This window comes from Reyranella sp. GW821-FHT14A01 (genome assembly GCF_058803965.1).
The window spans coordinates 299,846-322,776 of the sequence record NZ_JBXAPM010000008.1; the positions used below are offsets into that span (position 1 = coordinate 299,846).

Consider the following 22,931-nt stretch of genomic DNA (forward strand, 5'->3'; position numbering starts at 1 on the left):
ACGCTCACGCTGCTTTCTTGGCGATACTCAGGAAGCGGTCGACGGTCGTCTGCTCGGTGTCGAAGGCCGTGACGAGGCGGTAGGCGCGCTCGCCGGGCCGGTCCGACGGCCAAGGGTGATACTGCGCTCCCGCGGCCTGCAATGCATCATGCATGCGCGGCGGCAGGATGACGAAGATTTCGTTGGCGTCGACCGGGTAGAGGAGCTGCGTCCCCTTGAGCGCCGTCAGGCCGGCGACGAGGCGGCGCGCCATGGTGTTGGCGTGGTTGGCATTGTCGAGCCACAGCCCGTCGGTCAGGTAGGCCTCGAGCTGGGCCGACAGGAACCGCATCTTGGAGAAGAGGTGCCCGGCGCGCTTGCGGCGGAACTCGAACTCGCGGGCGAGGTCGGGATCGAAGAACACGACGACCTCGGCCGCCAGGGCGCCGTTCTTGGTGGCGCCGAGGCTCAGCACGTTGACGCCCGCCATCCACGAGAGTTCGGCCGCCGAGCAGCCGACGAAGGCGAGGGCGTTGGCGAAGCGCGCGCCGTCCATATGCAGCTTGAGCCCGTGGCGATGGGCCGTCGTGGCGATCGAGGCGACCTCGTCGGGACCATAGACGGTGCCGCATTCGGTGGCCTGGGTGATGCTGACGGCGGCCGGCTGGGGATGGTGCACGACGCCGTAGACCGGCTGGGCCAGCGCTTCGGCGAGCTTCTTCTGGTCGATCTTGCCGGCGGGGCCGGGGATGGTGGAGAGCTTGGCGCCCGAGGTGAAGAATTCTGGCGCGTTGGCCTCGTCGACGACGATATGCGCCTCGGCGTGACAGTAGATCGAGCCCCAGGACGGCGTGCAGCAGGACAACGCCAGCGAATTGGCCGCCGTGCCGGTGGCGACCGGGAAGGCCACCAGGTCGGGCTTCTCGAAGATGTCGCACAGGCGGCGCTCGACCCGGTGTGTCCAGTCGTCGGCCCCATAGGAGGGCGCGGTGCTGCCGCCGGAGAAGGCCCGCGTCACCGCCTCGAGGATGGCGGGATGCGCGCCCACTTCGTTGTCGCTGCGGAAATTCATTAATTGTCCTCGTACTGGAGCGTCGTTGTGCCTAGCGGCCGGCGCCCGGCGGGAATTCGATCTTACCCAGCAGCGCGCCGCTGCGCGGGTCGACGACATAGGCGGCGTGACCGCCCGGGGTCTCGATGTGCACGACGAGGCGATCACCGACGGCGTTCATCGAGACGACACGGGAGCCGGAGGGCAAGGCTATACGTTCGGTGAAGCTATCGGCAGTGGCCGATGCTGGCGAACGGCCGGCGTTGGGCGTAGAGATGCGCCGGGCGATTTCGGCGACGGCAACGACGAAGCCCACCACGATCAGCAGGCCCATTCCAATTACCAGCACCTTCAGCCAGAGCGGTGCAGAGGCCTGAGCAGGGGACGCCAAGAAAACTCCATGAGCGACGCCGGTCGCCACACCGTGACCTTCGACGAAAGCGCCGCCGGCGAACGGCTGGACCGCGCGCTGGCTGTTGCCTTGCCTGCCCTGACGCGAAGCCGCGTGAAGGCGCTGATCGAGGGCCGCTGCGTAGCGCTGGCGGGAGGCCAGACGATAGAAGAGCCGTCCCGCAAGGTCAAAACGGGCGATGTCGTCATCGTCGATATTCCGGAGCCCGAACCGGCGGTCCCGCAGGCCCAGGACATGGCGCTGGAGATCCTGTTCGAGGACGCCGACCTGCTGGTCATCAACAAGCCGGCCGGGATGGTGGTCCACCCGGCGCCGGGAAATCCCGACCGGACGCTGGTCAACGCGCTGCTGGCCCATTGCGGCGACAGCCTCTCCGGCATCGGCGGCGTCCGCCGGCCGGGCATCGTCCACCGGCTCGACAAGGACACGTCCGGGGTCATGGTCGTGGCCAAGAACGACCGGACCCACCACGCCCTGTCGAAACTGTTCGCCGCCCACGACCTGGAGCGCATCTACAAGGCGCTGGTCTGGGGTGCGCCCAAGCCCGAGCGCGGGACGATCGAGGCGGCGCTGGGCCGGCATCCGGTCGATCGCAAGCGCATGGCGGTGCGCAAGAGCGGGGGCCGGGCGGCGTTGACGGAGTATTGGCTGGAAAAGCGCTTCGGCCAGCCTTTGTCCCCGGTCGCCAGCCTGGTGGGCGCCAAACTAGGAACCGGCCGCACCCATCAAGTCCGCGTCCATATGGCCCATATCGGCTGCCCGGTGGTTGGCGACCCGGTCTACGGCCGCAAATCCCGCAACGGCGCTGCTCCGGCAGCGTTGAAAGTCTTCCCAAGGCAAGCTCTTCACGCAGCTGTGCTTGCTTTTGAACACCCGACGACCGGGAAGGAGGTGCGGTTTGCCACAGAATTGCCCGAAGACTTCAGGAAGTTGGTGGGAACGCTGAACAGCGTTAAGTAAAGCCCCCAATACCCGAGGGGATTACTAGGAATTATATTGACCCGGGGCCATTCCGACTTCTACAGTCGGATTTAGCAGTCGGGGGACGAGAGTGCTAAATGCTCGTTCACCGGCCATCCCGCGTACGAAAGGGGGAGTAGCCATGAGTGTAGCCACCGCAAATCTTCCCGCCCTGCCGTCGTCCCTGACGCCGGAGGGCAATCTCAGCCGTTACCTGTCGGACATCCGGAAGTTTCCTCTGCTGGAGCCGCAGGAAGAATTCATGCTGGCCAAGCGCTGGCGCGAGCACGGTGATTCGAAAGCCGCCCACCGGCTCGTCACCAGCCATCTGCGCCTCGTCGCCAAGATCGCCATGGGCTATCGCGGCTACGGCCTGCCGGTCGCCGAGCTCATCTCCGAGGGCAATGTCGGCATGATGCAGGCGGTGAAGCGGTTCGACCCGGACCGCGGCTTCCGCCTGGCCACCTATGCCATGTGGTGGATCCGCGCCTCGATCCAGGAATACATCCTGCACAGCTGGTCGCTCGTGAAGATGGGCACCACGGCGGCGCAGAAGAAGCTGTTCTTCAACCTGCGCAAGCTCAAGGGCCAGATGCAGGCCATCGAGGAGGGCGACCTGACGCCCGAGCAGGTGACCAAGATCGCCACCCGCCTCGGGGTCCCTGAGGAGGAGGTGGTGAACATGAACCGCCGCCTCGCCGCGCCGGACTCGTCGCTCAACGCCCCGGTGAAGGCTGAGGGCGACATGGAGTGGCAGGACTGGCTGGTCGACGATGCGCCCAACCAGGAAGCCCGGTTGGGCGAGAGCCAGGAACTTGGCCAGCGCAAGGGCATGCTGGCCGCGGCCCTGAAGCAGCTCACCGACCGCGAGCGCCACATCATCGTGGAGCGTCGCCTGGTCGACGAGCCCAAGACGCTCGAGGACCTGTCGTCCAAGTACGGCATCAGCCGCGAGCGCGTGCGCCAGATCGAGGTGCGCGCCTTCGACAAGCTGCAGAAGGCCATGAAGAACATGGTCGTCGAGGCAGCCGCCCGGCCGAGCACTCAGCCGGCCGCGGCGCGGTAGCCCTCAAAGGGGCGTGAGCCCCTCCAGACCGCTTCCACCGGCCGTCCAGCCTCCGCTGCGACGGCCGGTTTCGTTTGGGCGGCCTAATAGCGTACCTCGACCCGGGTTTGGCCGTTCAGGGGCGAAAAGCTCTGGATCGTGCCGGGCACGGCCAGCTCGGCACGGCGATACGTCGCCTGGATCCCTGCCAGGTCGTCCGGGTTCGCAAGCATCGTTGCGAGATCATCGAGGAGCGGCATCTCCTCACGGGGCAGGGTGTCGATGGGCACCCGGTCGGCGAGGCCCCAATAGTCCCAGGGAAGCATCTCGACCTTGTTGAGGGCGGCGAGGTCCCGCATGAGGCTGCCGCGGATGAACCAGAGACCCTGGATGCCGATGCTCGGGACGCCGAAGCGATCGGGATCCGCCTGGCCATTGCGCGCGAGCCGCCAGGCATCCGACGCGACGAGAAATTCGTCGCGGCTCAAGTCGAGTTCGTTGGCCGTGACGCCGACCTTCGATTTGACGGCCGGATCGACGTTGGCGTCGACGAGCAGCCAGCTTCTCTCTGCATCGTTCCAGTATTCGCAGACGCAGTGGTCGCTGTAGGTGTCCGCCGTCTTCGAAAAGTAGGTCGCAAAGCCGAAGCGTATCCGCGCCGGTATCCCGAGATGGCGGAGCATCGAGCACAGGAGCAGGGCATAGTCGCGGCAACTGCCGACAAACCGGGCGGCGGGTTCGCGCGCCTGCAGAAGCGACCGCCCATCCTTCGCGAGAAGCCTTTCGAGGATATCCCGGAGATAGCGTGTGTCGACTTCACCAAGGCGTTCGCGCTCAGCGAGTTCTAGCCCGTAGAGGCCGACGAAGTCCTTGTCGACGATGAGCCCCTGGACACTCCGGACGAGCGCTGAAACCTCCAGCGGCAGACCGGCATAGAGATCTGCATGCCTGCCTGGATCGGTCGCCCTGCCGTTTGTGCGATAGTATTCAAGGAGACCCGGCATTCACGCTTCTTGGCAGGTGGCCACGAAAGCCAGCAGCTCATCGTTGAACCGCGGGGCATCTTCGCAGAAGGGGGAGTGGCCGCAGTCGTCGAACCACGACAGTGTCGCATGCGGCACGATCGCTGCGACCGCTTCCGCGGCGGCTGGCAACACGACCGTGTCCGCGCGGCCGTGCGTAACCAGAACAGGTACCCGGAGCTTCGCAAGCGAAGCGCGCGTTGCGGTGGCGTCGGTCGACCAGCCGCCGATGGCCCGGCGTACGGCCGCCGGCACTTTCATGTTGTAGGCCAATGCTTTTCGAAACGACTGCTCATCGGGCTTGCGACCGTAGCAGCCATCGAGAAAGGCGATGGCCGCGTCGATCTCGCCGGCGAGAGACAATTCTTCCGGCAGCGGTTTCGGGGCCGACGGGCCGCGAAAGTGCGGCTCCTCGATCACCTGCGAGGCGACGAAGTTCACGCCACCCAACCGGCCATCCCCGTAGGTCATCAAGTATTGGCGAATGACTCGCCCACCCATCGACCATCCGACCAGAACCGGCCGCGCGAGTCCCTTTGCCGATAGCACGGCGGCGGTGTCGTCTGCCCAGACCCGGTTTCCGCGGTATGCGGCGGGATCGGCTGGCTGAGCGGAGCTGCCGTGACCGCGCAAGTCGAACGCGACAATGCGGCAGTGGCTGGCGAGCGTGCTGCGAACCTGCGGCTCGAAGCAAAGGTGACTCTGCGCGAACCCGTGTATCAGAACGATTTCGGGTCCTGACGGATTTCCCCATTCGTAGACGGCGAGCCGGGTGCCGTCGGGGGCACGGACCTCGCTCCGCTCCCCCTCGGCCATGAGTTCGGATTTCACTTCTTTTCGATGTTCCACAATACGGTGACCGGAGCTGTCAGCCAGCCGACGACGCTGGTCCGCGCAGCTCCTGGCCCATACCACATGCCGAGCCAGACGTACTGCGCCGTCTCGAGCGCCCGGTTCTGCACCGCCACCGCCAGGGTCTTGCCCTTTACGGGATCGGTCTCCCTTGCGTATGCATCGCGCAGACGCTCCATCTCCGGATCGGTTGGCCAGCCGAACCAGGACTTGTCGCCCTGGGCGATCATCCAGTTGGCCGAGATCGGATTGAGGATGTCGACCGCGATCGCATAGGTGTGGAAGGCGCTCCAGCCGCCCTTGTCGGCAGGATCCTTCTTTGCCCGACGCGTCACGACGGTCTGCCAGTCCATCGACTGCATATCGACCTTGAAGCCGCCCTGTTCGAGCAGCGATTTTGTGACGGGCGCGGTGTTGGTCAGCACCGGCAGGGTGGTGGACTGCATGAGGACCACGGGTGAACCGTCGTAGCCCGCCTCCTTGAGCAGCGCCTTCGACTTCTCGAAGTCGGGCTTCTTCAGGAGGTCGCCCTCGATCTCCACGCCATTGGGCGCGCCACAGACGAAGGCAGCGGTGCAAACCTTATAGTACTGGGATTCGCCGACCGTCGCCTTGAGATAGTCTTCCTGGCGCATCGAGTAGAGAGCGGCGAGGCGGATCTTCGGGTTGTCGAACGGCTTGGTCAAATGGTTGAAACGCAGGGTGAACTGCTGGCCGAGCGGATTCCAGTTCACGGTCTGCACGTTTTTATCGCGCTTCAGGAGCGGCAGGAGATCGTGCGGCACGTTTTCGACCATGTCGATTTCGCCCGCGATCAGCGCATTCACCTGCTGCGTGGGGTCCGACATGTCGATGAACTCGACCCGGTCGACCTTGGCGATCTTGCCTCCGGAAAGCCCGGAGGCGGGCTCGCTGCGGGGCTTGTACTTGGGATTGCGAATATAGACGTGCTTCTCGCCGGGCTTGGACTCGGCGTTCACGTAGATGAACGGACCGGATCCAATCTGGCTGTCGATCTGCTTGAACGGATCGGTAGCGGCGACCCGCCTGGGCATCATGAAGGGCACGTTCGATGACGGCTTGCCCAGCGAATCGAGCACCAGGCCATACGGTTCCTTGAGCTTCAGGGTGAAGGTCTTCGAGTCGACGGGTGACAGATCCGCGATGAAGTCGGAAAGCTTCTGACCCATCGAGTCACGAGCCACCCAGCGCTTGAGCGAGACGACACAGTCCTCGGCCGTCACCGGCTGCCCATCGTGCCACTCCAAGCCGTCGCGCAGCGTGAAGGTCCAGACGAGTTTGTCGGGGGAGACTTCCCATTTGTCGACCATCTGCGGCTTCACGACGTTGTTCTCGTCGGTCGAAAAGAGCGTGTCGTAGACCATGTAGCCGTGGTCGCGGGTAACGTAAGCCGTCGTCCAGATCGGATCGAGGATCGTCAGGTTCCCGTTCTGCACGAACCGCAGGACCTTCTTGTTGTCCTGAGCGGCAACGCCGCTCGCCGCCAGCAACAGGGCGGCCGTCAGCGCCGAGGCTGCACGCCAATTCACTCCAACCATGTCTTGTTCCTCCCTTTGAAGCCGCTGAACTGCGACTCTTCTCTGAAAACGTTTTCAGAACTCTTGCTACAGGGAGAAAGAGAGTCAATACTATTAGAGAGTTGAGTATGAAATCGTTCTTAGAATGACCGCCGTAACCATCCGTGACGTTGCCCGTGCCGCTGGCGTCTCGCTGAGCTCCGTCTCCCGCGCACTGAACGGCGGAAAATATGTGAGTGCACGTGTCGCTCACGATGTCGCCCAGGCAGCCACGCGCCTGGGCTACAAGCCTGACTTCCTGGCCCGCAGCCTGCGTACCCGTTCCTCGGGCATGGTCGGTTGCCTGGTCTCCGACGTTTCCAATCCCCTCAACGCGACCATCGTGCGGGCAGCCGAGGCGTATCTGCGCGAGGCCGGATACATGCTGGTCGTTGCCAGCACGTCGAACGATCCCCTTCGCGAGCGCGCAGCAGCCGGCGAGTTCGAGGGCCGACGCTTCGATGGCATGCTGGTCGCTCCGGGCAGCAGCGCCAACGCCCCGATGTGGCGTGAACTGGCGCTTGGCGGCACGCCTGTCGTGGTTCTCGACCGCGATCCCATTGGCGCCAGCGACGATTCACGCTGGCCTGCGGTTCTGGTCGATCATCACGGCGGCGCCAAGGCCGCGACGCGGTATCTCCTGGGGCTCGGCCATCGGCGCATCGCCCTGCTGACCGCCGACGCCCACATGCGGCCGAGCCGCGGGCGAATAGCCGGCTTCCAGGAAGCCTACGCCGAAGCCGGCGTCGACCCGAGCGGGGCGCAACTCTGCATTCAAACGACGCCCATGGACTTCGCTCAAGGCGATACCGTTGCCCTCCTGCGCGGGGAGCAGCGGCCAACGGCAATCATTGCCCTTGGCACGCGCATCCTCGCGGGCGTCCTGCGCGCTGCCCGGGATCTCGGTTTGTCCGTGCCGCGAGACCTGTCGGTGCTCTCGGTCGGCGACACCGATCTCGCGGCCGTCCATACGCCGGCGATTACGGCATTGCGCTGGAGTTTGGAAGATGTCGGGCGCGCCGCCGCCGAACTCCTGTTGCAGCGCCTGCGAGGCGATTTCGGCGGCGGGCAGTCGCGCGCCCTGCTCGAGGTCGATCTGGTGCTTCGAGAATCCTGCGCTCCGCCACTCCTGCGGCTCTAGCGGTAACCGATCCGCTCGAAGAACTTCGCGATCTCCGTTGCCGCGAGATCGGGCCGTTCATAGTGGACGAAGTGGCCGGCATCCTCCGCGATGCCGGCTTCCACGTCCTGGAAGTAGTTTCCGACGACGTCGATCCAGGCCGACTTCAGGACCGGGTCGTGGCGGCCCCACAGGACGCGCGTCGGTTGGGTGATCACCGGCGGCTTGGGCGCGGTGCCGGCCATGACGGCGAGCCGGCCGGCATTCTGGGAGATGTACCAGTTGAAGCCGCCCTGGAGGTTGCCGGGGCGCATGAAATTGTCGACCCAGCGTTCCAGCACGGCGTCGAACGCGTCCTTGCGATGGCACCAGTGGGTGAGGAAATGCCGGAAGTAGGCGCGGCACGAATCGCGCGAGGCGCCGACGATGGCGGGCGCGAACGGCATCTGGTGGAAGGTCTGGTACCAGATCTCGTTGATCTGCTCGGGCTCGCGCCAGCGCGCCCCGACACCATGGGTGCCGCAGTTGAAGAAGAACAGCCCGGCCACCCGGTCGGGATGGCGGATCGCCAGCCGCTGCATCACGAACGCGCCGACATCGTGGCCGACGAAACCCGCCTTCGCGATGCCGAGGCGATCGAGCAACGCCACGATATCGTCGGCCAGCACGTCCGGCCCGGCCTGGTCCGAAGGACCAGGCGTCGGATTGCCGCTTTCGCCGAAGCCGCGGAAGTCCGGCGCGATCAGCCGGAAGCGATCGGCCAGCCGCTCGAACATCGGCTCCCAGGTCGCCCAGAATTCCGGCCAGCCGTGCAGCAGGAGCAGCGGCGGGCCGCTGCCGGTCTCCGCGACATGGGTCGCGAAGCCGCGTGTCTCGACAAAAGCGTGCCTGACGGCTGACATGGGGCGCCTCCTTGGCTCAGGCCTTCTTCACCATCGCCTCGATCAGCGTCGGTCCGTCGGTCCGGGCCAGCGCCCGGTCGAGGGCGGCGTCGAAGCCTTCCGCCGTGTCGACCCGCTCGGCGGGCAGGCCGAAGCCCTCGGCGATCTTGGCGATGTTCATCGGCGGGTCGTTGAAGTCCATGCCGATCGGCGTGTCGTTGCCGTGGAACAGCTTCAGGCGGTTCTTGAGGATCTGGTAGCCCTCGTTGTTGGTGATCAGGAAGATCACCGGCAGCTTCTGGTTGGCCGCACTCCACAGGGCCGAGATCGAGTACATGGCGCTGCCGTCGCCGATCACGGCCACGACACGGCGCTTCGGCTCGGCGATCTGCACGCCGACGGCCGCGGCGATGCCCCAGCCGATGCCGCCGCTGACATTGCCGAAGAAGCTGTTCTTGTCGCGGAACGGGAAGTAGCTCGGCAAGGTCATGGTGCTGGTGAGGCCTTCCTCGACGACGATAGCGTCCTTGGGCAGCTTGTCGCTGAGGCGCATCATCACCCATTCGGCCGGCAGCGGCTTGGTCGTGGGCGTCTCGACCTTGGCCGCCTTCTGGGCGCGCTGGGCGATCCAGTTGCGCTTGGAAATCCCGGCGAGCGAAGACTTGGCCTGCTCGGCGAGCGGCGAGCCGCCCAGCTTCTTCAGGAGCGGGATCAGCGCCTTCAGCGTCTCCTTCACGTCGGCGCGCAGCGCGATCTCGGCCGGGAAGTTCTTGCCCATCTCCCAGTCGCGCAGGCCGATCATCGCCACCTTGGTTGTTTCCGGCAGCGGCTCGGTCTCGCTCCACACCGACATCTTGAGCACGTCGGCGCCGACGCAGAGCATCAGGTCGTAGTCGGAGAGGACGCGGCGCACGTATTTCTGGTCGCGGTTCAGCGCACCGAGATAGGCGGGATGCTCCGACGGGAAGTGGGCGCCCCAGGCCACGGTCTGCTGCAGCACCGGCGCGCCCAGTGTCTCGGCGAGTTCGGCGGCTTCGGCGAAGGCGTCCGACGTGGCGATCTCGTGACCGGCCAGGATGACGGGCTTTTTTGCCGACAGCAGGCGCTTGGCGAGCTGCTCCAGCGCGGCGTCGCTCGGACGCACGGCGGTGTCGACGCGGGTCACGTCGCCCATGTCGATGGCGGCCTCGTTGTTCAGGATATCGCCCGGCAGTGAGATGAACACCGGCCCGGTCGGCGCCGTCAGGGCGACCTTGGCGGCGCGGCGCAGGATGCGCGGCAGGTCCTCGATGCGGCTGACTTCGGTGGCCCATTTCACGACCGGCTGTGCGATCGGCACCAGCGGCGCGTAGAGCAGGGGCTCGGTCAGGCCGTGACCCTGCTCCTGCTGGCCGGCGGTCACGATCATCGGCGTGCCCGACATCATCGAGGTGTAGATCGAGCCGATGGCGTTGCCGAGACCGGGCGCCACATGGACGTTGCAGGACACCAGCTTGCCCGAAGCCCGCGCATAGCCGTCGGCCATGGCGATCACAACGGCCTCCTGGAGGGCCAGCACATAGCCCATCTCCGGCGCCGAGGAGAGGGCATGCATGATCGGCAGCTCGGTCGTGCCGGGATTGCCGAACATCTTGACGACGCCTTCGTCCTTCAGCACGCGCAGGAAGGCGTCGCGGCCGGTGATGGTGTTGGGGACGTGTGCGTCGGGCATTTCATTTCCTCCTTGAGAGGGGGCGAGGGTAGCGTGCCGTCGTGGCTCGTGAAATGATCGAGTGCATGACGGTTGGAAGACCACGCGCGATGCGAAAAGTCCGTGACTGACCTCGAGCAGAGGATCGTGGCGCTGGCATGCTGGCGCGGGCCGGTGACGATGGCGCCGCTGACCGGTGGGCTGACCAATCTTTCCTATGTCGTGGAAGACGCCGGTGAGAAATTCGTCGTGCGCTGCGGTGACGACATTCCGGTCCATCACGTCTTCCGCGATCGCGAACGGGCCGCCTCGATCGCCGCGCACGCCGCCGGCCTTTCGCCGGAAGTGATCCACACCGAGCCCGGTATCCTGGTGATGCGCCTGGTCGAAGGACGGACCTTCACCGAGGCGGATCTGCGGGCCAACGTCCAGCGCCTCGTGCCGCTGCTGCAGAAATGCCATCGCACCGTCGGCCAGCATCTCGCCGGTCCGCCGAATTTCTTCTGGGTGTTCCATGTGATCCGCGACTACGGGCGCACGATCATAGCGGCAGGTAGCCCGTTCGCCGCGGACGTGCCGCGCTACCTGGAGGCGAACCGGGCGCTGGAATCGGCGCAGATGCCCATGCCCATCGTGTTCGGTCATCACGACCTGCTGCCGGGCAACGTGATGGATGACGGAAAGCGACTCTGGCTGATCGACTGGGAATATGGCGCGTTTGGAACGGCCCTGTTCGATCTGGCCAATCTCTCGGCCAACGGCGCTTTCGGCGAGGCCGAGGATTCGGCTCTTCTAGATGCCTATTTCGAGGGCAGGGTCTCGGACGAACTGTGGTGCTCCTTCCGGGCGATGAAGGCGGCCAGCGCCTTGCGCGAGGCCATGTGGGCCATGGTCTCGGACGCCCACCTGCGGATCCCCGGCGCCGACTACAAGGCGCATGCCCGGGATTATCTCAACCGCTTCGTGGAACTGATGGCCCACTGATTGCATATCGCCCCTGGGGAGCAGTCTTCAGGAGCATATGCATGAGCCTTCGCCGATTCCGTCTCGCTGTGGCATTGGCCGCCGCATCCTTGCTGCCTCTGTCGGCAGCGCAGGCCCAGGAGAAGACGCTCCGCATCGCCATGACGGCGTCGGACATCCCGACGACCACGGGCATGCCTAACAACGGCTTCGAGGGCATGCGTTTCCTCGGTTTCCCGATCTTCGAAGGCCTGATCCTGTTCGACCTCTCGAAGTCGGACCAGCTCGCCACCTTGCGGCCGGGCTTGGCCGAGAGCTGGAAGCAGGCGCCGGACGACAAGAAGACCTGGATCTTCAATCTCCGGAAGGGCGTCAAATTCCATGACGGCACCGATTTCAACGCCGACGCGGTGATCTGGAACCTCGAGCGCATCTTCAACAAGGACAGCGCCCAGTTCGAGGCCGCCGCCACCGGCATCATGCGCTCGCGCGTGCCGATCCTCGCCTCGTGGAAGAAGATCGACGACCACACCCTGTCGCTCACCACGACGCAGGTCGCGTCCTACTTCCCGTGGATGGTTCCCTACATCCTCACTTCGTCGCCGACGCAGTGGGAGAAGCTCGGCAAGGACTGGGGCAAGGTGGGCGCTGCCGGCGCGGCCGGCACCGGTCCCTTCAAGATCACCAAGGTCGTGCCGCGCCAGTCGGTGACGCTCGGCCGCAATGACGAGTATTGGGATCCGACCCACAAGGCCAAGGTCGATTCAATCCTGCTGATGCCGATCCCGGAGGCCAATACGCGCCTCGCCGCGCTGCGCGCCGGCCGCGTCGACTGGATCGAGGTGCCGCCGCCGGACGGCATCCCGTCGCTGAAGCAGGCGGGCTACGTGATCTCGACCAACTCCTATCCGCATGTCTGGCCGTGGTTCTACAACATGGCCGCCAAGAACAGCCCGCTGGCCGACGTCCGCGTGCGCCAGGCGCTGAACTACTGCATCGACCGCAACGCCATCGTGTCGATGCTGAACGGCACCGCCGAGCCTTCGGTCGGTTGGCTGAAGCCGACCGATGCCGCGTTCGGCAAGCCCGAGAACCGTTACACGTTCGATCCGGTGAAGGGCAAGAAGCTGCTGGCCGAGGCGGGCTTCACGCCGCAGAAGCCGCTCTCCTTCAAGGTGATGATCTCGACCTCGGGCTCGGGCCAGATGCTGCCGCTGCCGATGAACGAGGCGCTGCAGGAGAACCTGAAGCAGGCCTGCGGCGTCGACATCCAGGTCGATGCCGTCGAGTGGCAGGTGTTGCTGAACGCTGGCCGCGCGGTGCCCGACAGCCCGGCGCTGAACGGCGCCATGGCGCTGAACGTCAGCTCGCCGTCGAGCGACGTCGGCATGATGTACCGCTACTTCGCGGCGGCCAACTCCTCGCCGACCGGTTCGAACTTCCAGCAATGGAAGGACGACAAGTTCGAGGCGGCACTCACCACGCTGGCCGAGGCGACGGACGACGCGGTCATCCTGGAGAACTTCAAGGCGGCGCACGAGCGGCTGGTCGACAACCCGCCCTGGCTCTACATCGTCCACGACCTTAACCCGCGCGCCTTCAGCAAGAACGTGCAGGGCTTCCAGCCGGCCCAGTCATGGTTCGTCGACTTGACGACGGTCAGCCTGAAGTAGTCTTCCGGGCCGCGGGTGGCAGAAGCATCAGAGCTTCACGCCTGCGGCCCGCAACTCGGCCAGGAAACCGAGCGCGAGCTGACGGACCGCATTCGCCTCGACGTTCATTTTTCGGAATGCACTTGCCGGCGCCATCAGTCCTCCACGGCCGACACGTATGCACTTGCCTTGCCTCACCAGCTTGCCGGCGTGCCGCCTGACGGTCTCGTAGGGCAGGTCCATGGAGTTCGAGATCGCCATCATGCTGACGGGGCGCCGGTCGGAATCCGGCAGCACGTCGGACTGTGGCGACGGTCCGGCATTCGTGACGTGCTTGACGTTGGCGGCCCGGATCGCCGTGAACACCAGCCCGCAGACGATGTCGCCGTCGAAGAAGACGCGCAGGACTTTCATGGCAGCGAGCAGCACATTGAGCGACGCCACGACGATGGCGGTCTGCTCCCTGTCCAGGCGCCGAGAGGCCGGCTGCGGCGATCGCGGCGGCCTGTAGTTTCCGACCTTGAGCCGCCTGAATCCGTCGAGCAGTCGCACGGCTTCGACATGGATCTTGCGCAGCATCGCGGTCGAGCGCGAACTCCGCCGTACCGGCGGGGCCAGGGTGATTCCGTCGTCGCTGGCGACGCAGACGCCGCTGCGCACGAGCTTGTGCACGTTGCGGCGCACTGTCTCGAAGGGGAGATCAATCCGGCGTGAGAGCTCACGGATACCTATCGGCTCGCCCTCGTTGGTAAGAGCGTCGTGCCACAGCGCCACGATGATCATGCCGCTCGCGATGTCACCGTGCAGCAACCCGAAGACCTCGAAGCAACGCAGGAAGAATTCCGCTGAGATTCGTCCGATCGGATGGGCGTCCGGATGGACCGCGTCGGTCGTCGCAGGCGAGCGGTCTGCTCCGGCAACCGTCCGTCGTTTCGATATCTGCGTCACGCGGCGTCACCGATCAGTAGGAATTCGCAATATTAAGTGAACGGCACGCTGGCGGGCAAGCAGACCGGTCTTCGCGGCCTGACCCAATTTGGTGAGTTGCCGAGTTGTCCTGTCTGATCTTTCGAATATAGCGTCCGCTCAAGGGGAGGGAGGATGCGAATGGTTTTCGTGCCGGCGACATTGGCTGGTTCGGGGAATTCCGGGCGGGTCTCGATGGCCTTGGTGGGGCTTGCGCTCGGCTGCGGCATGGCAGTCGAAGCCCATGCCCAGGCGCCGTCGCCCGTCAGCATTCCCTTGAGCCTGGTCGCTCCCAACGGCCCGTACCAGCTTGGCATCAACATCGGCATCAACGGCGGCGCGTCGCAGCGTTATCTGTTCGATACCGGGTCCGCCATATTCAATGCGAACTATCTGACAAACGTGCCGAACTCGCCCTTCGGTCCCAACGGCAACAACATCACGTATGCCTACGGTCCCAACGGAAATCTCGGCAGCGTCACCGGCAACCTGCTCCAGGCGCAGTCGCTGACTTTCTACAATCAGACTGGAAGTGCCGTCACGACCCTCTCGGCGGATCCCGGCTACATGGTGAACGCGGTCACCAGCGTCACTGCCGGCAGCGCGAACCCCAATCTGCCCGACAACTTCAACGGCAAGAACTACTACGGTGTCTTCGGCGCGGGCAACTTCGTCAGTTGGAGTTCGGCCGGGGGCCCCGCCGGAATCCCGGCGCCTGGCGGCGTGCTCGGCCAGACCATCGTGTCGGGCGCCACCCAAGGCTACGTCGTGGCCGCCAACGCCTGGCTCAATCCCGGAGCGACGACCTTCCTTACGCCTCAGCCGAACGGCACCACCGTCACGATTGGCGGCCAATCCCAATCCATAGCGTGCAGTCCTTGCGTCACGGTCGGCCTGACGCCGGAAGTGATCGGCCAGTTCGCGCCCGTCGGCCCACTGAGCTCGACCAGCCAGGTCGGCGTGGTGCCGTTGCAGACGAATTCGCACGGCTTTTACAACCCTTATGGTGGCGACAAGGGCAACAAGGGGGCGACCGCATTCGGTGCCACCTTCACGGTCTCGCTCACGCAGGACGGGCAGACCGTGAGTTCGACGGCCCCGACGCTGCTGGACAGTGGCGCTTCGCCTTTGTTGTCACTGGCGCTTAATAACCCCGCGATCACCAGCGATGGCACAAACGTCAATAACGACGTTACGGTGTCGGCTATCGGCGTGACGCCCGGAGGTACGTCGGTGCCGGGACTGCTTCCCACGACCGCTGTCTTGGCCAATCCGCCGACCTCGGTCCCGACGGCGACCTACCACTCGGGCTTCTATCCGGCCGATCCAACCTGTACCGCTCCCAACACCTGCAATCGCAGTGGCATCTGGTTCTTCCTGCAGAACTCCGTGATGTACGACCTGAGCGACAATGTGATCGGCTACACGCCGTTCTTCGTCACCGACACCAAGCTGGCGACGACGGCGGGGGGAAGCCTGATCGTCAGCGGGTACAATGTGCCGCTGGGTCTTGCCGGCGTGATCTCCGGAGCGGGTGGCGTGCAGGTCGGACAGGGCGGTTTGGTCCAGCTCAGCGCCAACAATACCTATACCGGCGCGACGACCATCGATCCGGGAGGGCAGCTCAACATCGCCGGCCCGGCCAGCATCGCGATGTCCAGCGGCGTGACGAACAACGGCATATTCGACATCTCGCGGGCGTGGAACACCGTCTCGGTCCAGAACCTCCTCGGCAGCGGCCAGATATTCCTCGGTGCGGGAAAGCTCACGATCACCAATGCCTCCGGCACCTACGCCGGCACCATTGCCGACAGCGGCGGCGCCTACGATGTCGCCGGCGGCAAGATCGAGCTTACCGGTGGCATGCTCTTCCTGTTGGGCGCCAACAGCTATTCGGGCGGCACGATCGTCAACAGCGGCGCCACGCTGGTGATCCAGGCCGACAGTGCCCTCGGCAATGCCTCGGGCGGGCTGACGCTGGATGGCGGCACGCTGACGGCGATGGCCAATCTCACGACGGCGCGCAACGTCAGGCTGGATTCGAGCGGCGGCACCTTCGACACCAACGGCTTCGATATGACGCTGGGTGCGCCGGTGACAGGAACAGGCGGGCTGACCAAGAACGGCTTGGGCCTTCTCGCCCTGTCGGGCGTCAACAGCTACACCGGCGGCACGGTGGTGAACGCCGGCACGTTGCAATTGGCCCCGGGAGCGGCGCTGCCCTCGAGCGGTGCGCTGGTCGTCAACGGCGGGACGATGGACTTCAACGGCAACAACGCCACCGTGAACGGGCTGGCGGGCGTGGGTGGCACGATCTCGCTGGGCAGCGCCGACCTTACCGTGGCGGGGCAGGACAGTACGGCCTTCGCTGGAACCATCACCGGCACGGGCGGCCTGACCATGCAGGGTCCGGGCCTGCTGATGCTCACCGGCATCAACACCTACACGGGCCCGACCAACGTCGCGGGCGGCCGCCTTTCGGTCAACGGTTCGATCACCAGCGACGTGACGGTCGGCCCCGCCGGCAACCTCGGTGGCATCGGCACCATCTTCGGCAGCGTGAATGTCCTCGGCGCCACCGCGCCGGGCAACTCGATCGGCTCGCTGACGGTGAACGGCTCCTACACCCAGGCAGCCGGCAGCAGCTACCAGGTGGAGACCAACAGCGCGGGTCAGGCTGACAGTATCAATGTCACCGGTGTAGCGGGCACCGCCAACCTCGCCGGCGGCACGGTGGTCGTGACCGGCGCGACCGGCGTCTATGCGCCCAGCACCACCTACACCATCCTCAATGCCACCGGCGGTGTCACCGGCGCCTATGCCGGTGCAGCCAGCCTCTATCCCTTCCTGCAGCCGTCGCTGAGCTACGACGCCAACAACGTCTACCTGACGCTGAGGCCGGGCGGCTTCGGCGCCGGCGGCGCCACGGCCAACCAGTCGGCGGTGGGCCGCGCGCTCGACCGGAGCGTCGCCGGGTCGAGCGGCGATCTCGCCACCGTCGTCGGCACCATGGCGACGTACACGCTGGCCCAGGGCCAGGCGGCGATGAACGCCATCAGCGGCCAGAACTACTCGGGATTCGGCACCGCCAATGTCGGCGGCGGCGTGATGTTCATGAGCGCGCTCGCCCAGCAGCTGTCCGCAGTGCGCACCGGGCGTGGCGAGGTCAGCCGGATGGCGCTGGCCGAGGGCTGCGACCCGTTCGCCATTGAGGCCTGCGACAGCGAGCGCAAGAGTCCGTGGAGCCTGTGGGGCACCGCCATGGGCGGCCTCGCCACGGTGGCCGGCGACGCCAATGCCGGCACCCTGACCTACAATGCCGGCGGCTTTGCCACGGGCCTCGACTACCGCCTCGATCCCACGCTGCTGTTGGGCGGCGGCGTCGGCTTCGCCAGCGGCACCCAGTGGCTGGGCGGGTTCAGCGGGCAAGGCACGACCAACAGCTACCAGGCGAGCCTGTTCGCCTCGTTCACGCCGGGCGCGTTCTACCTCGATGCACTGGCGGGCTATGGCTACAACGACAACCAGATGACGCGGCAGATCGTGCTGCCCAACCTGGCGGCGCGCGCGGCGCAGGGCCGCACCGGCGCCAACCAGTTCCTGGGCCAGGCCGAGGCGGGCTACCGGATCGGCCTCTACGATCGGGCCAACGCTTCCCTCACGCCCTTCGCGCGCCTGCAGGCCACCAGCATCAACCAGGCGGGATTCAGCGAGAACGGGGCACAGTCGCTCAACCTCACCGTGGCACAGCAGACGACGTCGTCGGTGCGCACGGTGCTGGGTGCGGAGCTTGCGGGCGACATCGATGTGGGCTGGGCGGAGAAGCTCGCGCTGCTGTTCCGGCTGGGCTGGGCGCACGAGTATGCCGACACGGCGCGGCCGACGACGGCGGCCTTCGCCGGCGCGCCGAGACAGAACTTCACGGTCTATGGCGCTGCCCCGCAGCGCGACGGCGTCACGCTCGGCTTCGGCGTCTCGACCGCCGTTGCCGACGGAACCCAGCTCTACCTCCGCTACGCCGGCGAGTTCTCCACGGGCTCCTCCACCAACTCCCTTACCGGTGGCTTCAGGATGATGTGGTAGGACAAGCGCCCGGCGAAGACTTCAACGCGCGCAGAGCTTCGGGATCTTGGACAGCATCTCGAGCGAGCAGACCTCGGCCGGGAAGAGGGCCCAGACCGCGACCAGGATGACCGCCAGGAAGATGAACGGCCGCAGCACGCGCAGCATGACCGGCAGGATGATCTGCAGCGCCCAGTAGGCGATGATCAGCCCGATGACCACCGCGAGCACGCGATACTGCATGCTCCAGCTGTCCCATGTGCCGAGATTGGCCCGTGTGAGCAGTTCGTTGACGTACTCCACGATCAGTCGCGGAACGGATCGGTCATCAGGATCGTGTCCTCGCGCTGCGGGCTGGTGCTGAGCAGCGCCACCGGGCAGCCGACCAGCTCCTCGACGCGGCGCACGTACTTGATGCAGGTGGCCGGCAGCTCGGCGAAGGAACGGGCGCCCTGGGTGCTCTCGCTCCAGCCTTCGAACTCTTCCCAGATCGGCTTCAGCTTGGCCTGCGCGCCCATGGTGAAGGGGAAGCGCTCGATGCGCTTGCCGTCGAGCTCGTAACCGACGCAGACCTTGATGACCTTCTCGCCGTCGAGCACGTCGAGCTTGGTCAGCGCGATGCCGTCGATGCCGTTCAGCTTCACCGCTTGGCGCACCATTACCGCGTCGAACCAGCCGCAGCGGCGGCGGCGGCCGGTGTTGGTGCCGAACTCCTTGCCGCGATCGCCCAGGCCCTGGCCGATCGCATCGGTCAGTTCGGTGGGGAAGGGGCCGTCGCCGACGCGCGTGGTGTAGGCCTTGGCGATGCCCAGTACGTAGCCGACCGCGCCGTTGCCCATGCCGCTGCCGATCATCGCCTGCGCCGCCACCGTGTTGGACGAGGTGACGTAGGGGTAGGTGCCGTGGTCGATGTCGAGCATGGTGGCCTGCGCGCCTTCGAACAGGATGCGCTTGCCGGCGGCGCGCAAGGCGTCGAGCCGTTCCCAGACGTCTTCCGCGAAGGGCAGGATCTTCGGCGCCAGCTCGAGCAACTCGGCCGTCAGCTTGGCCGCATCGATGAGGGGCTGGCCCAGCCCCGTGCGCAGCGCATTGTGGTGTGCCAGCAGCGTGTTGACCTTGAGCGGCAGCATGTCCGGCTCGGCGAGATCGCCGACGCGGATGGCACGGCGGCCGACCTTGTCCTCATAGGCGGGACCGATGCCGCGCCGCGTCGTGCCGACGCGGATGACGCCAGGCGCATCCTCGCGCCAGCCGTCGAGGTCGCGATGCAGCGGCAGGATCAGCACGGCATGGTTGGCGATCTTGAGGCTCTTCGGCGTCACCGACAGGCCCTGCTCGGTGACCTTCTTCACTTCCTCGAGGAAATGCCAGGGGTCGATCACAACGCCGTTGCCGATGATCGAGAGCTTCCCCTCGCGCACCACGCCCGACGGCAGCAGCGCCAGCTTGTAGGTCTGGTTGCCGATGACCAGCGTATGGCCGGCATTGTGACCGCCCTGGAAACGCACCACGACCTCGGCGCGTTCGCTCAGCCAGTCGACGATCTTGCCTTTGCCTTCGTCGCCCCACTGGGCGCCGATCACTGCCACGTTGGCCATTGCCTGTTTTCCTTCGGCCGGTTCCCTTCACACACGAAAACGCCTCCCCGGGGCCGGTTCCGGAGAGGCGTGATGTCGGATAGCACTTCCCCCCGCCCGGAGCGAGGCGAAATGCATCCTCAGAGCGGCACGGCCTGGCCGTCGATCAGGGCATGGCTGCAACGCAGGCGCTTGGCCTCGGTCCGCGGCTCGGGCGCCGCGACGACAGCGCGCACGACGGCATAGCCCTTGGCCTGCCAGATCGCGGCATCGTCCCAGCGCGTGCCCATCTCGACGTAGAGACGCGGTCGCTCGGCCGGTGGCTCGGAGGCGGCCAGAACCGCGTCCATGTAGACCGTGAAACCGGTCGCCGATTCGCTGACGCCGTCCTCGGGATAGCCTGCGGAATAGCGCCCGCCGCGTGCCAATTCCTCGCGGCCCTTGAGCGCGAACACCGAGAAGGAGACGCCGGTCTGGTATTCCAGCCCGCGATATTCGACGGGGTCGATGGTGAGCGGCAGGCCGTCCTCGGCCGCGGCGACAAGTTTCACGACCTCGGCGAGGCGGGCGGCTTCGGCCGCAGCGGCCTCCGGCAACTTGAGCTTGCCGAGCTCCGCGAGGCCCTTGTCGGCAGGGCCGGCGGCCCGCAGGAGGCCGACGAAAAGATCGACTGCCTTCCTGTCGACGCCGGCCTTGGCGACGCCGCCCTCGTCCTTGCGATCGAGCGCCCGGCGCAGGCGGCTCATCGCCTCCTCGGGCTGGTCCACGCCGCCCGCGACGGCGGCGACGAGCGTGGGCAGGTTGAGGTCCACCGTCAGGTCCGACACGCCGATCGCGCGCAGCGCATCGACCGCCAGCAGCACCGCTTCGGCATCGGCCTCGGCGCTGTCGACGCCGATCAGCTCGGTGCCGACCTGTGCGAACTGGCGCTCGGGCTTCAGCGCGCTGCCGCGGACACGGATCACGTTGCCGCCGTAGGAGAGGCGCAGCGGGCGGGGCTCGTGCTTCAGGCGCGTCACGGCGATGCGCGCGACCTGGACCGTCATGTCGGGGCGGACGCCCATCATGCGCTGCGAGACCGGATCCATGAGGCGGAAGGTCTGCGGCGCGAGGGCGGCGCCCGGTCCGCCTAGCAGCGACTCCTCGAATTCGACCAGCGGCGGCTTCACCCGCTCGTAGCCGAAGGCGGCGAAGCGTTCGATGGCGACGTCGATGGCGCGCGCTTCGCGCGCCGCGTCGGGAGGCAGCAGATCGGCCAGTCCTGCCGGGAGCAGGCCGCGATGGTCGTTGTCGTTGGAATTCATGGTGCCGCTTGATAGCCCATTGTGCTGACATTGGGGAGACAGGAGGAAGGCGGGGGAGGCGCGGCTCGTTTTCCCATCGCGCATGGGTTATTGCTCCTCGAATGAATCCCGCCCCCCGTCCGGCCGTCTCCGTTGTGGCGCCCTGTTATAATGAACAGGATGTCCTGCCCGAGTTCCTGCGCCGGGTCTGCGCGGTTCTCGACGGGATCGGCGGCACCGGCGAAATCGTGCTGGTCGACGACGGATCGCGCGATCGCACCTGGGATGTATTGGCTGACGCCGCAGGCCGCGATCCGCGGATCGTCGCCGTGCGCCTGATGCGCAACCATGGCCATCAGCTTGCCCTCACCGCCGGGCTTTCGGTGTGCCGGGGCGAGCGCATCCTGATCATCGACGCCGACCTGCAGGATCCGCCCGAGCTGCTGACCGACATGATGAAGCTGATCGACGAAGGCGCCGACGTGGTCTACGGCCAGCGCCGCCAGCGCAACGGCGAGAGCCTGTTCAAGCGCGCCACCGCGGCCGCCTTCTATCGCCTGATCGGCCGCCTGACCGATGTGCAGATCCCGCCGGATGCCGGCGACTTCCGCCTCGTGACGCGGCGCGTGCTGGATCTGTTGCTGGCGATGCCGGAACGTCACCGTTTCATTCGCGGCATGGTGGCGTGGATCGGCGGCCGCCAGGTGCCGCTGGTCTATGACCGCCACGCGCGCGTTGCCGGCGAGAGCAAGTATCCGATCGCCAAGATGGTCCGCTTCGCCGTCGACGCCATCACCTCGTTCTCGGTCGTGCCGCTGATGGCCTCGATGACCATCGGCTGGATCATGGCGGCCCTGGGCTTCGGCTTCTTCATCTACTCGATCGTCGGCTGGTGGAACGGCCACACGCTGCCGGGCTGGACCTCGCTGATGGCCGCGGTCGGCCTGCTGGGCGGCATGCAGTTCCTGATGCTGGGAGTCATCGGCTCCTATCTCGGCCGGCTCTACGATCAGAGCAAGGGACGGCCGCTGTTCATGATCCGCGATATCGTGGGTGGCCAGATGGGCGGGCAGATCGAGGGTCCGAAGTGAGCACGCCCGATCCGCCATCCTGGTCGGGCGAGCCGGCGGAGTTCGACGACTATGCGGCGGAATACCAGGGCGGCCTCGACAATCCCATCAAGCGCCTGATGGGCAGTTCGCCCGACCAGTTCATCGCCGTGAAGGCGCGCTGGCTGCTGCGCCACGAGCCGGCGCTGCGGACTGGTGGGCTTTCCGTACTCGACTATGGCTGCGGCGTCGGCAGCCTGATGCGCGTCCTGATCGGGCTCGGTGCCAAGGGATCGTTCACCGGCTGTGACATCTCGACCGGCATGCTGCGCCAGGTCGAGAAGCGCTGGCCGCGCGAGCTGGGCGCGCCGCCGGCGCTGGCGCCACAGCAGGGTGCAAGCACGCCTTTTCCCGACGCAAGCTTCGACATCGCCCTGATCAGCGCGGTGTTGCATCACGTGCCGATTGCGGACCGGCCTTCGGTCTATGCCGAACTCGGCCGCGTGCTGAAGCCCGGTGGCCGGCTCTATGTCTTCGAGCACAATCCGCGCAATCCGCTGGTGCGCTACGTCATCGCCCGCACCCCGATCGACCGCAACGCCATCCTGCTCGACGCGGGCGAGGTCCGGCACGGCCTGCTCGATGCAGCGCGCTACGATCTGGACACCGAGTACCTGATGTTCATGCCGCCCGGCCTGGCTTTCCTCCGCGGTATCGATCCCCTGCTGGCGTGGCTGCCGATGGGCGCGCAGTATGCGGTCACGGCCCGTAAAGCGGCCTGAGGAGGGAT

At 66.2% G+C, this 22,931-nt stretch carries 19 protein-coding genes; 8 read left to right on the top strand and 11 right to left on the bottom strand.

The genetic code is table 11. From position 1 onward, the window contains the following. Positions 1–4: 4 nt before the first annotated feature. Complete coding sequence (locus AC1ROX_RS16450) at positions 5–1,051, bottom strand: threonine aldolase family protein (protein WP_493127009.1); 1,047 nt, start codon at positions 1,049–1,051, stop codon at positions 5–7. Positions 1,052–1,082: 31 nt separating this feature from the next. Continuing rightward, positions 1,083–1,421, bottom strand: coding sequence for a DUF6476 family protein (locus AC1ROX_RS16455; RefSeq protein WP_493127010.1), 339 nt, complete (start codon positions 1,419–1,421; stop codon positions 1,083–1,085). A 9-nt stretch (positions 1,422–1,430) separates the two neighbouring features. Here AC1ROX_RS16455 and AC1ROX_RS16460 point away from each other — a divergent pair, with 9 nt between their 5' ends. Together AC1ROX_RS16460 and rpoH are read left to right on the top strand one after the other, a co-directional pair. Beyond that, positions 1,431–2,402, top strand: a complete 972-nt coding sequence (locus AC1ROX_RS16460) for an RluA family pseudouridine synthase (protein ID WP_493127011.1) — start codon at positions 1,431–1,433, stop codon at positions 2,400–2,402. A 142-nt stretch (positions 2,403–2,544) separates the two neighbouring features. Further along, positions 2,545–3,468 (top strand): RNA polymerase sigma factor RpoH, encoded by a 924-nt coding sequence (gene rpoH, locus AC1ROX_RS16465; protein ID WP_493127012.1) that lies wholly within the window; start codon positions 2,545–2,547, stop codon positions 3,466–3,468. Positions 3,469–3,551: 83 nt separating this feature from the next. On the opposite strand, the gene AC1ROX_RS16470 is transcribed toward rpoH, so the two are convergent. From AC1ROX_RS16470 to AC1ROX_RS16480, 3 genes are read right to left on the bottom strand one after another with little or no spacing between them, the layout of a single operon-like run. Then, on the bottom strand, positions 3,552–4,451 hold the full coding sequence (locus AC1ROX_RS16470; RefSeq protein WP_493127013.1) for a transglutaminase-like domain-containing protein: 900 nt from the start codon (positions 4,449–4,451) through the stop codon (positions 3,552–3,554). Further along, positions 4,452–5,300 (bottom strand): alpha/beta fold hydrolase, encoded by an 849-nt coding sequence (locus tag AC1ROX_RS16475; RefSeq protein ID WP_493127014.1) that lies wholly within the window; start codon positions 5,298–5,300, stop codon positions 4,452–4,454. Continuing rightward, the gene (locus tag AC1ROX_RS16480; RefSeq protein WP_493127015.1) at positions 5,297–6,880 is read right to left on the bottom strand and encodes an ABC transporter substrate-binding protein; all 1,584 of its coding nucleotides are present in this window, start codon (positions 6,878–6,880) and stop codon (positions 5,297–5,299) included. The genes AC1ROX_RS16475 and AC1ROX_RS16480 overlap by 4 nt, the downstream gene beginning before the upstream one ends. Positions 6,881–7,004: 124 nt before the next feature. On the opposite strand from AC1ROX_RS16480, the gene AC1ROX_RS16485 reads away from it, so the two are divergent. Continuing rightward, the gene (locus AC1ROX_RS16485) at positions 7,005–8,039 is read left to right on the top strand and encodes a LacI family DNA-binding transcriptional regulator (RefSeq protein WP_493127016.1); all 1,035 of its coding nucleotides are present in this window, start codon (positions 7,005–7,007) and stop codon (positions 8,037–8,039) included. Here AC1ROX_RS16485 and AC1ROX_RS16490 read toward each other — a convergent pair. Both AC1ROX_RS16490 and AC1ROX_RS16495 read right to left on the bottom strand, forming a co-directional pair. Then, positions 8,036–8,920, bottom strand: a complete 885-nt coding sequence (locus AC1ROX_RS16490; RefSeq protein WP_493127017.1) for an alpha/beta fold hydrolase — start codon at positions 8,918–8,920, stop codon at positions 8,036–8,038. The genes AC1ROX_RS16485 and AC1ROX_RS16490 overlap by 4 nt on opposite strands. Before the next feature lie 16 nt (positions 8,921–8,936). Then, complete coding sequence (locus AC1ROX_RS16495; protein WP_493127018.1) at positions 8,937–10,610, bottom strand: thiamine pyrophosphate-binding protein; 1,674 nt, start codon at positions 10,608–10,610, stop codon at positions 8,937–8,939. A gap of 102 nt (positions 10,611–10,712) precedes the next feature. On the opposite strand from AC1ROX_RS16495, the gene AC1ROX_RS16500 reads away from it, so the two are divergent. Both AC1ROX_RS16500 and AC1ROX_RS16505 read left to right on the top strand, forming a co-directional pair. Further along, entirely contained in the window at positions 10,713–11,573 is an 861-nt protein-coding gene (locus AC1ROX_RS16500) for a phosphotransferase (RefSeq protein WP_493127019.1), read from the top strand. Between the two features lie 41 nt (positions 11,574–11,614). Continuing rightward, on the top strand, positions 11,615–13,225 hold the full coding sequence (locus AC1ROX_RS16505) for an ABC transporter substrate-binding protein (protein WP_493127020.1): 1,611 nt from the start codon (positions 11,615–11,617) through the stop codon (positions 13,223–13,225). Positions 13,226–13,252: 27 nt separating this feature from the next. On the opposite strand, the gene AC1ROX_RS16510 is transcribed toward AC1ROX_RS16505, so the two are convergent. Then, positions 13,253–14,152 (bottom strand): hypothetical protein, encoded by a 900-nt coding sequence (locus AC1ROX_RS16510; RefSeq protein ID WP_493127021.1) that lies wholly within the window; start codon positions 14,150–14,152, stop codon positions 13,253–13,255. A 159-nt stretch (positions 14,153–14,311) separates the two neighbouring features. Between AC1ROX_RS16510 and AC1ROX_RS16515 the strand changes: the two genes are divergently transcribed. Further along, on the top strand, positions 14,312–18,253 hold the full coding sequence (locus AC1ROX_RS16515; RefSeq protein WP_493127022.1) for an autotransporter outer membrane beta-barrel domain-containing protein: 3,942 nt from the start codon (positions 14,312–14,314) through the stop codon (positions 18,251–18,253). 21 nt (positions 18,254–18,274) lie between these two features. Here AC1ROX_RS16515 and AC1ROX_RS16520 read toward each other — a convergent pair whose 3' ends face one another. The 3 genes from AC1ROX_RS16520 to AC1ROX_RS16530 form a co-directional block, all read right to left on the bottom strand. Then, the gene (locus tag AC1ROX_RS16520; RefSeq protein WP_493127023.1) at positions 18,275–18,535 is read right to left on the bottom strand and encodes a hypothetical protein; all 261 of its coding nucleotides are present in this window, start codon (positions 18,533–18,535) and stop codon (positions 18,275–18,277) included. A gap of 2 nt (positions 18,536–18,537) precedes the next feature. Beyond that, positions 18,538–19,830: an adenylosuccinate synthase gene (locus AC1ROX_RS16525; RefSeq protein WP_493127024.1), complete on the bottom strand. Its 1,293-nt coding sequence runs from the start codon at positions 19,828–19,830 to the stop codon at positions 18,538–18,540. 119 nt (positions 19,831–19,949) lie between these two features. After that, positions 19,950–21,113, bottom strand: coding sequence for an ATP phosphoribosyltransferase regulatory subunit (locus tag AC1ROX_RS16530; RefSeq protein WP_493127025.1), 1,164 nt, complete (start codon positions 21,111–21,113; stop codon positions 19,950–19,952). Between the two features lie 101 nt (positions 21,114–21,214). Between AC1ROX_RS16530 and AC1ROX_RS16535 the strand changes: the two genes are divergently transcribed. Next, positions 21,215–22,183 carry a glycosyltransferase family 2 protein gene (locus AC1ROX_RS16535; RefSeq protein ID WP_493127026.1) on the top strand — a complete coding sequence of 323 codons (969 nt, stop codon included), beginning with the start codon at positions 21,215–21,217 and terminating at the stop codon, positions 22,181–22,183. Continuing rightward, positions 22,180–22,923, top strand: a complete 744-nt coding sequence (locus AC1ROX_RS16540; protein ID WP_493127027.1) for a class I SAM-dependent methyltransferase — start codon at positions 22,180–22,182, stop codon at positions 22,921–22,923. Before AC1ROX_RS16535 ends, AC1ROX_RS16540 begins: the two co-directional genes overlap by 4 nt. Positions 22,924–22,931 lie beyond the last annotated feature (8 nt).